The sequence below is a fragment of the Micromonospora sp. NPDC085948 genome (assembly GCF_040686315.1).
Classification (GTDB): Bacteria; Actinomycetota; Actinomycetes; order Mycobacteriales; family Micromonosporaceae; genus Micromonospora.
In genome coordinates, this window is sequence record NZ_JBFBJW010000001.1 from 952,208 (window position 1) to 965,017 (window position 12,810).

11 protein-coding genes are annotated in these 12,810 nt (G+C 71.5%); 4 read left to right on the forward strand and 7 right to left on the reverse strand.

Going from position 1 to position 12,810, the window contains the following annotated elements; genetic code table 11:
* Positions 1-68: 68 nt before the first annotated feature.
* The 4 genes from AB0O48_RS04545 (at position 69) to AB0O48_RS04560 (ending at position 2,466) form a co-directional block, all read left to right on the forward strand.
* Complete coding sequence (locus tag AB0O48_RS04545) at positions 69-1,031, forward strand: SDR family oxidoreductase (RefSeq protein WP_365062933.1); 963 nt, start codon at positions 69-71, stop codon at positions 1,029-1,031.
* A gap of 105 nt (positions 1,032-1,136) precedes the next feature.
* The gene (locus tag AB0O48_RS04550; protein WP_365062936.1) at positions 1,137-1,544 is read left to right on the forward strand and encodes a hypothetical protein; all 408 of its coding nucleotides are present in this window, start codon (positions 1,137-1,139) and stop codon (positions 1,542-1,544) included.
* Positions 1,541-2,044 carry a universal stress protein gene (locus AB0O48_RS04555; protein WP_365062939.1) on the forward strand — a complete coding sequence of 168 codons (504 nt, stop codon included), beginning with the start codon at positions 1,541-1,543 and terminating at the stop codon, positions 2,042-2,044. Before AB0O48_RS04550 ends, AB0O48_RS04555 begins: the two co-directional genes overlap by 4 nt.
* A 38-nt stretch (positions 2,045-2,082) precedes the next feature.
* Complete coding sequence (locus tag AB0O48_RS04560; RefSeq protein ID WP_357240756.1) at positions 2,083-2,466, forward strand: SAV_915 family protein; 384 nt, start codon at positions 2,083-2,085, stop codon at positions 2,464-2,466.
* Here the strand turns inward: AB0O48_RS04560 and AB0O48_RS04565 are convergent.
* The 7 genes from AB0O48_RS04565 to kdpF form a co-directional block, all read right to left on the reverse strand.
* Positions 2,367-4,370, reverse strand: coding sequence for an FAD-dependent oxidoreductase (locus AB0O48_RS04565; RefSeq protein WP_365063271.1), 2,004 nt, complete (start codon positions 4,368-4,370; stop codon positions 2,367-2,369). The two genes, AB0O48_RS04560 and AB0O48_RS04565, sit on opposite strands and share 100 nt — an antisense overlap.
* Before the next feature lie 109 nt (positions 4,371-4,479).
* The gene (locus tag AB0O48_RS04570) at positions 4,480-5,160 is read right to left on the reverse strand and encodes a response regulator (protein WP_365062943.1); all 681 of its coding nucleotides are present in this window, start codon (positions 5,158-5,160) and stop codon (positions 4,480-4,482) included.
* Positions 5,157-7,709, reverse strand: coding sequence for a DUF4118 domain-containing protein (locus tag AB0O48_RS04575; protein WP_365062946.1), 2,553 nt, complete (start codon positions 7,707-7,709; stop codon positions 5,157-5,159). Before AB0O48_RS04575 ends, AB0O48_RS04570 begins: the two co-directional genes overlap by 4 nt.
* Positions 7,710-7,780: 71 nt before the next feature.
* Positions 7,781-8,662 carry a potassium-transporting ATPase subunit C gene (locus tag AB0O48_RS04580; protein ID WP_357240744.1) on the reverse strand — a complete coding sequence of 294 codons (882 nt, stop codon included), beginning with the start codon at positions 8,660-8,662 and terminating at the stop codon, positions 7,781-7,783.
* Positions 8,662-10,857 (reverse strand): potassium-transporting ATPase subunit KdpB, encoded by a 2,196-nt coding sequence (gene kdpB / locus AB0O48_RS04585; protein WP_357240741.1) that lies wholly within the window; start codon positions 10,855-10,857, stop codon positions 8,662-8,664. Before kdpB ends, AB0O48_RS04580 begins: the two co-directional genes overlap by 1 nt.
* Before the next feature lie 20 nt (positions 10,858-10,877).
* Complete coding sequence (gene kdpA / locus AB0O48_RS04590) at positions 10,878-12,533, reverse strand: potassium-transporting ATPase subunit KdpA (protein WP_357240738.1); 1,656 nt, start codon at positions 12,531-12,533, stop codon at positions 10,878-10,880.
* Positions 12,533-12,622 (reverse strand): K(+)-transporting ATPase subunit F, encoded by a 90-nt coding sequence (gene kdpF, locus AB0O48_RS04595; protein WP_357572009.1) that lies wholly within the window; start codon positions 12,620-12,622, stop codon positions 12,533-12,535. The genes kdpA and kdpF overlap by 1 nt, the downstream gene beginning before the upstream one ends.
* Positions 12,623-12,810: the final 188 nt, after the last annotated feature.

Here is a 12,810-nt window from a genome sequence, read left to right on the forward strand (position 1 = left end):
ACCGTCGATCCCTGGATAGGACGACCCTGGGTGGCGGTCGGCGACCGATCCAGGCTTGTCCACGACCGATGAGGGACACCGCCGACCTGGGAGTTGTTGTGCTCGACCTGACCGTTCCGGACCTGACTGGAAAACTCGCCGTCGTGACCGGCGGCAGCGACGGCCTGGGCCTCGGCCTGGCCACGCGGCTGGCGCGCGCCGGGGCCGAGGTGGTGCTGCCGGTCCGCAACCCGGCCAAGGGCGCCGCCGCGCTGGACGTCATTCGGGCCGCCGCGCCGGGTGCGGTCGTCTCGACCCGGAAGCTGGACCTCGCCTCGCTGGACTCGGTGGCCGCGCTGGCCGACACGCTGCTCCGCGAGGGTCGACCGATCCAGATCATGATCAACAATGCCGGCGTGATGACGCCGCCGACCCGGCACGCCACCGCCGAGGGCTTCGAGCTGCAATTCGGCACCAACCACCTCGGGCACTTCGCGCTGACCGGGCGGCTGCTGCCGCTGCTGCGGGCCGGCCACGCCCGGGTCACCACCATGTCGAGCAGCGCCGCCCGCTCCGGCCGGCTCGACTGGGACGACCTGCAGAGCACCCACCGGTACGCGGCGATCCGCGCGTACAACGCGTCCAAGCTGGCCACCCTGCACTTCGGCTTGGAGCTGGACCGACGGAGTCGGACCGGCGGCTGGGGCATCGTCAGCAACGTCGCCCATCCGGGCACCACCATGACCAACCTGTACGCGTCCGGTCCCAACCTGGGACGCAGCCGACCATCGCTGCACCACTCGATCATGAGCCGGCTGGCCCGCTGGGGCATCCTGGTGCACTCGGTGGATGCCGGGCTGCTCCCCGCCCTCTACGCCGCCACCAGCCCACAGGCGCGCGGCGGCCGGTTCTACGGCCCGGACGGGCTGGGGCAGTTCACCGGCAAACCGACCGAGCTGGCCGTCTACCGCTCCGCGCACGACACGAGTGACGCCGCACGGCTGTGGACCGTCTCGGAACGGCTGGTGGGTGTCGAGTTCGTCGGCAGCTGACCGGCGTACGCGTCCGCGTGAACGCGGCGTCAAGAATTGGTGGTGGCCCGTCGAAACGGCGTATCGGCGGGCGCACCGCCGCCCCACGGTGGTGACGATGGACCCATGAGTCCTTGGCGGATGACACGCTGGGAACGCGGAGACCTCCCACCCGGCAGCGACACCGACGGCGGCCCGGATGCGCCCGGCAGTTCCGGCGAACCGGAGCGCCGGCACGAGGCGCTGGTGAGCGTCCGGCTGGGGCCGTCCGCGCCCGGCAGTCACCTGGTGGAGTACCTGCGGCACGAGCCCTGCGCCGTCGACGCGTGGTGGATCGCCGCCGACATCGACGCCGTGGTGCGACTCTCCGCCGACAGCAGGACGGTGCTGCACCGGGCCGTGGCCGACCTGCGCCGCCGGGCCGGGGTGGAGGTGGCCGCGGCCAACTACATCCTCCGCGCGCTCGACCTGACCACGCAGGCGGAGCCGCGTACCGGGAAGGACGCCCCGGCGTGGGCGGTGTCCGCCGCATGAGCCGCCCCGCCGTTGACCGCCGGATCGTGGTGGGCGTCGACCGGTCGTTCGCCGGAATGCAGGCCCTGCGCCGCGCGATGCAGCTCGCCCGCCGCGACGGCGCCCAACTGGACGCCGTACGTGCCTGGGTCTTCGCGCCGACGTGGCGGCCCGGCACCCTGACGTGGCGTTGGCAGGACGAGTGCGACCGGGCCGCGGTGGTCTACCTGCGTGGCGTCTTCGACGCGGCGCTCGGCGGCATGCCCCGGGACGTGACCGTCCGTTTGGTGGCGACCCAGGGGTACGCCGGGCAGGTGCTCGTCGACCATGCGCACCGGGAAAGCGACCTGCTGGTCGTCGGCAGCCCGGAACGCGGGCGGTTCGGCCGGTCGCGTGGCCACGTCACCCGGTACTGCGTGACGAGGGCGGCCGTGCCGGTCGTCGCGGTGCCCGCGCCGTCCTGGGCGCGGGCCGCGACGATCCGCCGCTTCGCGCACGACCTCGAACGTTTCAGCCGATGACCTCTTCTCCCACCGCTTTCGAAAGGACCAGCCCCACCATGGACGAGGCCCCGATAATTTACGCCGTTCCGGTGCGCGACCTGCCGGGACGGCTGGTGCGGACGGTGCGGACCGGCCGTTCGCCGCAGGGCCAGCGGCTGGGCATCGCCTTCACCCGGCCGGAGCTCCTGGCCGCCGCGATGGGCGTCGATCAGCACTGGGAGGAGTTGTGCGAGTCCGCGTTGCGCGGCATGCTGCGCCCTCTCGGCATCGACGTGATCCAGGTCGACCCCCTGCTGGTGGCGCCGCCGCTGGATCCGAAGACCGTCGCCCGTCCGATCAGTCAGGCGCGGACGAAGCGCACCGCGTCCGCGACCACGTGGCCGTCGGTGTCCTCGGTGCGGATCAGTACGCTCCCGTCGGTGCCCGCCGTGAACGGGTAGGTGCCCAGCGGCACCCACTGGCCGCCGGCCTGCCGCTGGTCCACCGTGCGGGTGACCAGCCCGCCGGAGTATTCGATGTCGACAGGCACGTTCGTCGCCCGGTTCGCGTTGGCGGTCCAGCGCAACTGCACCGTCCACGACCCGGCGGCGGGCAGCGTGGGGCGGAACCGCAGCCGGTTGACGCCCTTGGCGGTGTTGCCGTCGTGCTCGTAGTCCGGGCCGTAGAAGCCGCCGACGCTCGTGCTGCGCAGCCACGTGCCGGCCCGGGTGATCCCGCTGCTCGCGGCGTTGTCCAGGATCACCTCGCTCGTCGAGCCCCACTCCAACACCGCGCCGTCCTGCCGCAGCCGAGACTGGAGGGTGGGCACGGGCACCTCCTGCACGGCGAGGTTTCCGGCGAGCGCCAGCGACGCGGCGGTGGCCGCCGCCTGCCCGAGGATCATGAACACGGGTTCCATCCGGATCGAGCCGTACGCGATGTGGCTCGCCGAGAGGCAGACCGGCACCAGCAGGTTGGCGCACTGCGCCCGGTGCGGCACGATCGCCCGGTAGCTCACCGGGTACGGCGCCGGCACCCCGATCTGCACGTCCCCCTCGTTGCGCACCTTGCCGTCGACCACCACCCGTTGACAGTTGTGCGAGTCCATCGTGTAGCTGGCCAGGCCCACCGAATCGGTGGCGCGTACCCGGCCCCGGCAGTCGGCCTCGGTCATCACGTACGCGGAGACCATCCGGCGGGCCTCGCGGATGTAGAGCAGCGGTGGCCAGCCGCCAGTGCTGGTGAACTCGTCCACCGGCAGCCCCCAGCGGGCCGTCGAGTCGCGGACCGACGCCGGCAGCCGGGGGTCGTTGGCCAGAAACCACATCAGCCCCTGCTGGTAGGTGCGGTGCTCGGCGACGATGCTCTCCCGTACGGCCCAGCTCGCCGTCGGGTACGCGTGGTTGAAGCCGATGTGGTCGGTCGACACGGCGCCGTTGTTGTTGGAGTCGGTCTTGCCGCCGCCGACCGAGTGCGTGGTGAAGTACGGCCCGGCGTAACCGGCCTGGATGTGACGCAGCAGCAGCTCGTAGCGGATCGGGTCGTAGCCGGACGGTCTGCCGAACGGGATCCGGTTGGCCGCCTGGGTCAGGCACATCCGGAAGCAGTACGCCTGGATCCGGTCGTCGGCGCTGCCCTGCGGGGCGAGCGGGGTGGCGGAGATACCCGGCAGCAGACCGCTGGTGGGCGAGCCGGCCGTCACGTACGGGTCGACGGGGTAGACGAACTGGTGGGTGTTGCGCGACTGCACCCCGTTGATCGTCTCGCCGTAGGTGTCGTTGGACTCCCGCCCGACGGTGAACCCCACCCCGGCCAGGGCCAGCAGGTCGCCCTCGTAGGTGGCGTCGACGAACATCCCGCCCCGGTAGATCGAGCCGTCCTCGGTGCGCAGCTCCGTGATCCGGTCGCCGGCGCGGCCGAGGCTGCTCAGCCGGGCGTCGACGATCACCGGCACGCCCGCCTCGGCCAGCATCTCGGCGAAGACGGCGGCGGCGACGCGCGGTTCGAAGGTCATCCGCAGCGGCGACGTCGGCGTGAGGGTTCCGCCGTGGTACTTCACGTACACCCGGCGGTAGAACTCGGCGGCGAGGCCGCCGATGGACGCCTGGACGCCGGTGTCGGTGGCGCCCAGCCCGGCGGTGCTCAGCCCGCCGACGTGGCTGGTGGGTTCCACCACCACGGCGGTGCGACCGAGTCGGCGCATGGTGATCGCGGCGGCCAGCCCGCCGGAGGTGGCGCCGTAGACGACCAGGTCGGCGGTGGTGACGGCGGCTCGGGCGGGGCCGGCGCGGAACGGGTCGGTGAGACCGGCCAGGACGAGGCCGGCGCCGCTGGCGGTCAGCAGCCGACGACGGGACAGGGGCATGGACACGGCGGGACTCCCGAGGGGTAACCGGTGGAGGGGACGGTTACAGAAGCACGCCGCTGCCACTGCTAGCGAAATTCTTCAATCTCTGCCGGCGGGTGTCAACGGGTCAGGGGCGGTAGCGGTAGCCCATTCCCGGCTCGGTGATGAGGTGGCGGGGGCGGGCCGGGTCGTCCTCCAGCTTGCGCCGTAGCTGGGCCAGGTACTGCCGCAGGTAGTTGGTCTCGTTCTGGTATTCCGGCCCCCACACGTCCTGGAGGAGCTGACGCTGGCTGACCAGCTTGCCGGGGTGGCGCAGCAGCTTCTCCAGCACGCTCCACTGGATGGGGGTCAGCTTGACCTCGGTGCCGTCGTCGCGCCGCACGCGGTGGTCGGCCAGGTCGACGGTGTGTTGGCCGATCCGCAGCGCAGGTACCGCCTCGCTGGGGCCGCCGAGACGACGGGTGACGGCACGGATGCGGGCCAGCAGCTCCTCCACCCCGAACGGCTTCGTCACGTAGTCGTCGGCGCCGGCGTCGAGGGCGGCGACCTTGTCCTCACTGCCGGCCCGGCCGGAGAGCACGATGATCGGCACGGTGGTCCAGCCGCGCAGGCCGCGGATCACCTCCACGCCGTCGATGTCGGGCAGGCCGAGGTCCAGCACCACCAGGTCGGGCGGGTGGCTGGCGGCGGCCTTCAACGCGGCGGCCCCGGTGTCGGCGACATCCACCTCGTACCGGCGGGCGCGCAGGTTGATCCGCAGGGCACGCAGGATCTGCGGTTCGTCGTCGACGACCAGGATGCGCGTCATTCCCGCGGCCCCTCCGAGCTGGTCTGGGCGGCGGCTGGCAGCCGCAACACCATGGTGAGCCCACCGCCGGGGGTGGTCTCCGGGGTGATGCTGCCACCCATCGCCTCGGCCAAACCCCGGGACAGGGCGAGTCCGAGACCGACGCCGGTCTGGTTGTCCCGGTCACCGAGGCGTTGGAACGGCAGGAAGACGTGCTCCCACTGGTCCTCCGGGATGCCCGGTCCCCGGTCGATCACCCGCAGTTCCACCTGGCCGGCGTGCGCGCTGGCGGTGATGGTGGGCGGTTGGTCGGGCGGGCTGTAGCGCAGGGCGTTGGCGATGATGTTGACGAGCACCCGTTCCAGCAGGCCCGGGTCGGCGGTGGCGGCCGGCAGGTCGGCCGGGATGTCCGTGCCGACCGTCGCGGCCGCCGGGCCAAGTTCGTCAAGCGCCAGGGGTACGGCGTCCTCCAGGCCGATCGCCGTCGCGGAAATGCCGAGGACACCGGCCTGGAGACGGCTCATGTCCAGCAGGTTGCCGACGAGCCGGGCGAGCCGGTCCAGCGACTCCTCGGCGGTCTCCAGCAACTCCTCGCGGTCGGACTCGTCGAACTCGATGTCGTGGCTGCGCAGGCTGGTCACCGCCGCCTTCGCCGAGGCGAGGGGCGTACGCAGGTCGTGGCTGACCGCGGCGAGCAGCGCGGTACGCATCCGGTCCGCGGCCGCGAGGGGCCGGGCGGTGGCGGCCTCCTCGGCGAGCCGTTCCTGGCGCAGCGCGACGGCGGCCTGGGCGGCGAACGCCTCGACGATCCGCCGGTCGGCGGCCTCCAGCCGTCGGCCGCTGAGCACGACGGTGATCCGCTCGTCGACGGGTACCGCCGTCTCGCCGCCGTCGGGCGTGCACGCCGGCTGGTCGCCGACGCTGGCCACGACACACCAGGCGTGCTCCTCGCGGGCGCGCTCCGGACGCCCGCTGGCCTCCTCGGCCAGCTCCAGCACGCTCACCGCGCGCAACCCGAACGTCTCCCGGAGCTGGTCCAGCAGGGCGGGCAGCGGGCGTTCGCCGCGCAGCACGCCACCGGCCACCGCGGCGAGGGTCTGCGCGTCGGCGGCGGCCCGCGCCGCTTCCCGGGTCCGCCGGGCGGCCACGTCGACGATCCAGCTCACGGCGAGGGCCACCCCGACGAAGACGGCCAGGGCGAGCAGGTTGTCCGCCTCGGCGATGGTCAGCGTCCGGTACGGCGGGGTGAAGAACCAGTTGAGCAGCAGCGACCCGCCGAGCGCGGCGACCAGGGCCGGCCACACCCCGCCGACAAGCGCGACCCCGACGACCCCGGCGAGGAACAGCAGGATGTCGTTGGTGAGCGTCAGGTCGGGCAGGGTCTTCAGCAGCAGGGTGAGCAGCGGCATGCCCAGCACCGCCAGGCCGAAGCCGAGCAGTCGGCGACGGCGGGACAGCGCCGCCGGCACGGCCGCCGCCCGACGGCCCTTGCCGGCCTGCTTGTGGGTGACCAGGTGCACGTCGATCGAGCCGGAGAGCGCGGTGGTGGTCACCCCGACGCCTCGGGCGAAGATCTGCGCGAGGCGACCCCGCCGGCTGGCGCCGAGCACCAGTTGGGTGGCGTTCACGCCCTGGGCGAAGTCCAGCAGCGCGGCCGGCACGTCGGTGCCGAGCACCTGGTGGTACGTGCCGCCCAGGCTCTCCACCAGCACTCGTTGCCGGGCCAGTTGGGCCGGGTCGGCGCCGGCCAGGCCGTCGCTGCGGGCCACGTGCACGGCGAGCAGGTCGGCACCCTTGCTGCGGGCCGCGACCCGGGCCGCCCGGCGGATCAGCGTCTCGCCCTCCGGGCCACCGGTCAACGCGACCACGACCCGTTCCCGGGCCTCCCAGGTGGCCGCGATGCCCTGCTGACTGCGGTAGCGGTCGAGCTGCTCGTCGACCTTGTCGGCCAGCCAGAGCAGCGCCAGCTCGCGCAGCGCGGTGAGGTTGCCGACCCGGAAGTAGTTGCCCAACGCGGCGTCGATCTTGTCGGGTCGGTAGATGTTGCCGTGCGCCATCCGCCGGCGCAGCGCCTCCGGGGTCATGTCGACGAGCTCGACCTGCTCGGCGGCGCGGACGATCTCGTCCGGCACGGTCTCCCGCTGGGTGGTGCCGGTGATCTGGGCGACGACGTCGTTCACCGACTCCAGGTGCTGCACGTTGACCGTGGACAGCACGTCGATGCCCGCGTCCAGCAGCTCCTGGACGTCCTGCCAGCGCTTGTCGTGCCGGGAACCGGGCACGTTCGTGTGCGCCAACTCGTCGACGATCGCGATCTCGGGCCGGCGGGCCAGCACCGCGTCCAGGTCCATCTCGGTGAACTCGGCGCCCCGGTAGTCCATGGTGCGGCGGGGCACCTGCTCCAGATCGCCGAGCATCCCGGCGGTCTGTTGGCGGCCGTGGGTCTCCACGAAACCGATCACCACGTCGGTGCCGCGCGCGGCCCGCCGCTGGGCCTCCTCCAACATGGCGTACGTCTTGCCGACGCCGGGGGCGGCCCCGAGATAGATGCGCAGTTCTCCGCGTGGCACGGGACCATCCTCCCTGGTCAGATCGGCGGGCGGGGCCGCGCCGGTCGGCACGGCCCCGCCCGCGACTGCGCTCAGCGCGCGGCGAACTGCTTGTCGAGGGCGATGTTGAGTTCCAACACGTTGACCCCGGGCTCGCCCATGAAGCCCAGCCCACGCCCGCCGGTGTGCTCCTGGACCAGCTCGCGGACCGCCGCCGGGTCCGCGCCGCGCTCGCGCGCGACCCGGTTCACCTGCAACTCGGCGTACGCCGGGCTGATCTGCGGGTCGAGGCCGCTCGCGCTGGCGGTGACCGCGTCGGCGGGGACCGCCGGGTCGGCGGGCGCGTCGCCACGGATCGGGGTGACCACCCCGCCGGCGGCCACGTAGTCCTCGCCCGGCTGGGCCGGCTCCACCGTCACCCCCTGGTACGAGGAGACGAACGGGGTGGCCGGGGCGGCCTGGTTGACGCTGACCACCCGGGTGACCCGGCCGGTCAGACCGTCGGCGCGGAAGACCGCGAGCACCGCGCCCACCCCGTCCTCGGTGCAGTACGGGCGTCGACCGTCGACGCCGTTCAGCTCGCCGACCGACTTGCTGCGCCCACAGACCTGGGTGAGCAGGCTCTCGCTGGACTCCTCCGGGTCGGTGGCGATGGTGTCGACGACGCTCTCCGGACCCAGGTTGCTGGCCGAGGTGGACGTCGGGTCGTAGCCGTCGCCGGCGGCGGAGGGGCGGGACTGGAAGTAGCGGGCGATCGGGTTGCCGTCCGCGTCGGTGAAGGACTGGCCGATCAGCGCGCTGCCGACGGTGTTTCCGCCCGCGGTGATCAGCGAGCCGTCGGCCTTGTCGTCGAGGCCGGGCAACTTGCCGACCGCTACCAGGGCCAGTGGGTAGACGAGGCCGAGCAGCACGGTGAAGACGAGTACGGCGCGCAGCGCGGCGAGGTGTTGGGCGATCCAGGTGGGTAGACGCATCACGAAATCCCCGGGATGAACTGGATGAGCAGGTCGATGAGTTTGATCCCGATGAACGGCACGATGATGCCGCCCAGGCCGTAGACCAGCAGGTTGCGGCCGAGCAGCTTCGACGCGGCGGCCGGCCGGTACCGCACGCCCCGCAGGGCGAGCGGGATCAGCGCGATGATCACCAGGGCGTTGAAGATGACCGCGGACAGGATCGCCGACTCCGGGCTGGACAGCCGCATGATGTTCAGCGCGTCCAGGCTCGGGTAGAGGCCGGCGAACATGGCCGGGATGATCGCGAAGTACTTCGCGATGTCGTTGGCGATGCTGAACGTGGTCAGCGCGCCCCGGGTGATCAGCAACTGCTTGCCGATCTCCACGATCTCGATCAGCTTGGTCGGGTCGGAGTCGAGGTCGACCATGTTGCCGGCCTCCTTGGCGGCCGACGTACCGGTGTTCATGGCCACCCCGACGTCGGCCTGGGCGAGCGCCGGCGCGTCGTTGGTGCCGTCACCTGTCATCGCGACCAGCCGACCACCCTCCTGCTCCCGCTTGATCAGCGCGAGCTTGTCCTCCGGCGTGGCCTCGGCCAGGAAGTCGTCCACCCCGGCCTCGTCGGCGATGGCCTTCGCGGTGCGCGGGTTGTCGCCGGTGATCATCACGGTCCGGATGCCCATCCGGCGCATCTCGTCGAACCGCTCCCGCATGCCGGACTTGACGACGTCCTTGAGGTGGATGACGCCCAGCGCGCGGGCGGGCGCACCGTCGACGTGCTCGGCGACCACGAGCGGAGTGCCACCGGTGCCGCTGATCGCGTCCACGATCTCGCCGACCTGCTCGGTCGGGTGGCCGCCGTTCTCCCGTACCCACTTCATCACCGCTGCGGCGGCGCCCTTGCGGACCCGGCGGGCCGTGCCCACCGCGCCGCCGTCCACGCTGCCGTCCGGCGTCAGGTCGACGCCGCTCATCCGGGTCTGCGCGGTGAACGGTACGAACGTGGCGTGCGGCATCACACCGGGCTCACGCTCGCGCATCCCGAACTCGTTCTTCGCCAGCACCACCACCGAGCGCCCCTCCGGGGTCTCGTCGGCCAGGCTGGACAGTTGCGCGGCGTCGGCGAGCGCCGCGGGGTCGACCCCCTCGACAGGTACGAACTCGGCGGCCTGCCGGTTGCCGAGCGTGATGGTGCCGGTCTTGTCCAGCAGCAGGGTGTTGACGTCACCGGCGGCCTCGACGGCCCGGCCGCTCATGGCCAGGACGTTGCGCTGCACCAGCCGGTCCATACCGGCGATGCCGATGGCGGAGAGCAGCGCGCCGATGGTGGTGGGGATCAGGCAGACCAGCAGCGAGATCAGCACCACCCCGGTGACGCCGGAGCCGGTGATCGCACCGCTGTCCGGTGCGGCCGCCTGGTACGCCTTGCTGAAGATCGCCAGCGGCTGGAGGGTGACCACGGCCAGCAGGAAGATGACCGTGAGCGCGGCGAGCAGGATGTTCAGCGCGATCTCGTTCGGTGTCTTCTGCCGGTTGGCGCCCTCGACCAGGGCGATCATCCGGTCGATGAAGCTCTCGCCCGGCTTCTGGGTGATCTTGACGATGATCTGGTCGGAGAGCACCTTGGTGCCGCCGGTGACCGCGCTGCGGTCACCGCCGGACTCCCGGATCACCGGAGCCGACTCGCCGGTGATGGCCGACTCGTCAACGCTGGCGATGCCCTCGACGATGTCGCCGTCGCCGGGGATGATGCCGCCGGCCTCGACGAGCACCACGTCGCCCTGGCGCAGCTCCGGCGCGGGCACCGCCTCGTCGCGGTAGGTGTTGGCCCGCGCGCCCGGCTTCCAGTCGATCAGCCGGGTGGCGATGGTGTCCTTCTTGGCCTGCCGCAGCGTGGCGGCCTGGGCCTTGCCCCGACCCTCGGCGACCGCCTCGGCCAGGTTGGCGAAGACCACCGTCAGCCAGAGCCAGACGGTGATCGCCCAGGCGAACACCGACGGGTCGAGCACCGCCAGGACGGTGGTGAAGGCCGCGCCGACCTCGACGATCAGCATCACCGGGTTGCGCCACAGCGTGCGGGGGTCGAGCTTGCGTACCGCGTCCGGCAGGGACCGGACGAGCTGCTGGGGGTCGAGCAGGCCCCCGCCGATCCGGTTGCCCTGGGTGGCGGGCGTGCCGGGGAGTTGCTCTGTTGGGGCGGACGTGACGGACATGTCCTCGTTCCTCATGATGGTCAGAGCCCCTCTGCCAGCGGACCGAGCGCGAGCGCGGGCAGGAAGGTCAGCGCGACGAGGACCACCGTGACGCCGACGACCATGCCGATGAACAGCGGTCGGTGGGTCGGCAGGGTGCCCTCGGACGCGGGGGTGGGTGCCTGGCGGGCCAGCGAGCCGGCCAACGCGAGCACGAAGATGAGCGGCAGGAAGCGGCCCAGCAGCATGCACAACCCCAGCGCGGTGTCCCACCAGGTCGTGTTGACGGTGATGCCGCCGAAGGCGGAGCCGTTGTTGTTGCTGGCCGAGGTGAACGCGTACAGCACCTCGGAGAGGCCGTGCGGGCCGACGTTGAGCGCCGTGGAGTTGTTGCCGGTGGCGAACGCGGCCGCCGTACCGACGAGCACCAGGATCGGCGTGATCAGGAAGTAGAGCGAGGCGAACTTGATCTCGCGCGACCCGATCTTCTTGCCCAGGTACTCGGGGGTGCGACCCACCATCAGGCCGGCCACGAAGACCGTGATCACCGCGAGGATGAGCAGGCCGTAGAGACCCGAACCGGTGCCCCCCGGCGCGACCTCGCCGAGCATCATGTTGACCATCGTCATCATGCCGCCGAGCGAGGTGAACGAGTCGTGGAACGAGTTCACCGCGCCGGTCGAGGTGAGCGTGGTGGCGGCGGCGAAGGTGGCCGAGTTCGACACGTCGAACCGCACCTCCTTGCCCTCCATCGCCGCGCCGACCGCCTGCGGCACCGTGCCGTGGCCGGCCAGCTCGAAGATGTTGGTGATGGCGACGCTGAGGAACGCGAGGATGCCCATCACCGCGGCGATGGCGTAGCCCTGCCGGTTCTGCCCGACCATCCGGCCGAAGACCCGGGGCAGACTGAACGGGATCAGGAAGATCAGGAAGATCTCCAGCCAGTTCGTCCAGGTGGTCGGGTTCTCGAACGGGTGCGCGCTGTTGACGTTGTAGAAGCCGCCACCGTTGGTGCCCAACTCCTTGATCACTTCCTGGCTGGCGACCGGACCACCGGTGATGGTCTGGGATCCGCCGGTCAGCGTGCTCACGTCGGTGCCGCCGGAGAGGTTCTGCACCACGCCGCCGATCATCAGCGCGATCGCGCCGAGCACGGCGATCGGCAGCAGGATCCGCAGCACGATCCGGGTCAGGTCGACCCAGAAGTTGCCGAGCTGCCCGGTGCGACTGCGGGCGAAGCCGCGGACCAGCGCCACCGCCACCGCGATGCCGACCGCCGCCGACACGAAGTTCTGCACGGCCAGACCGGCCATCTGCACCAGGTGGCCCATCGTCGACTCACCCGAGTACGACTGCCAGTTGGTGTTCGTCACGAACGACACGGCCGTGTTCCACGCGCCGTGCGGCACCACCGGGTCGAAGCCCAGGGACAGCCACAGGTGGTTCTGCACCCGCTGGAACACGTACAGGAACAGGATCGAGACCGCGGAGAACGCCAGCACACTGCGGGCGTACACGCCCCAGGTCTGCTCGGCGGCCGGGTTGACCCCGACCAGTCGGAAGATCCCCCGCTCGACCCGGGACTGCTTCGTGCCGGCGACCGCCCGGAACATGTAGTCACCGAACGGCTTGTAGACGGCGACGAGAGCCGCCACCAGCGTCACGATGAAGATGACGCCCGCTGTTGTCATGGTCATCAGAAGCGCTCCGGAAACAGCAGGGCGAACACCAGGAACGCGCCCAGGACGATCGCGAGCACCAGACCGACGGTGTTTACCGCGTTCACAGCTTCTCCACCGCCCGGACCACCAGGGCGAGCACTGCGAACAGCACCACCGTCAGGACCACGAACACCACGTCAGACACGCTGACTCCTCTTACCGGAAAGGTTCGTCGCGACCGCCTTCCGGTCGCGCCGGGCAATCAAAGCCCCAGACCCGCCGGACGGCAGGGGTCATAACGCGACCATGACGG

Coding starts and splice junctions, on each gene's coding strand:
- AB0O48_RS04570 (WP_365062943.1), bottom strand. CDS start 5,160: ATGACGCGCATCCTGGTCGTCGACGACGAACCGCAGATCCTGCGTGCC.
- AB0O48_RS04560 (WP_357240756.1), top strand. CDS start 2,083: ATGGACGAGGCCCCGATAATTTACGCCGTTCCGGTGCGCGACCTGCCG.
- AB0O48_RS04550 (WP_365062936.1), top strand. CDS start 1,137: ATGAGTCCTTGGCGGATGACACGCTGGGAACGCGGAGACCTCCCACCC.
- kdpB (WP_357240741.1), bottom strand. CDS start 10,857: ATGTCCGTCACGTCCGCCCCAACAGAGCAACTCCCCGGCACGCCCGCC.
- kdpA (WP_357240738.1), bottom strand. CDS start 12,533: ATGACCATGACAACAGCGGGCGTCATCTTCATCGTGACGCTGGTGGCG.
- AB0O48_RS04565 (WP_365063271.1), bottom strand. CDS start 4,370: ATGCCCCTGTCCCGTCGTCGGCTGCTGACCGCCAGCGGCGCCGGCCTC.
- AB0O48_RS04555 (WP_365062939.1), top strand. CDS start 1,541: ATGAGCCGCCCCGCCGTTGACCGCCGGATCGTGGTGGGCGTCGACCGG.
- AB0O48_RS04580 (WP_357240744.1), bottom strand. CDS start 8,662: ATGCGTCTACCCACCTGGATCGCCCAACACCTCGCCGCGCTGCGCGCC.
- AB0O48_RS04545 (WP_365062933.1), top strand. CDS start 69: ATGAGGGACACCGCCGACCTGGGAGTTGTTGTGCTCGACCTGACCGTT.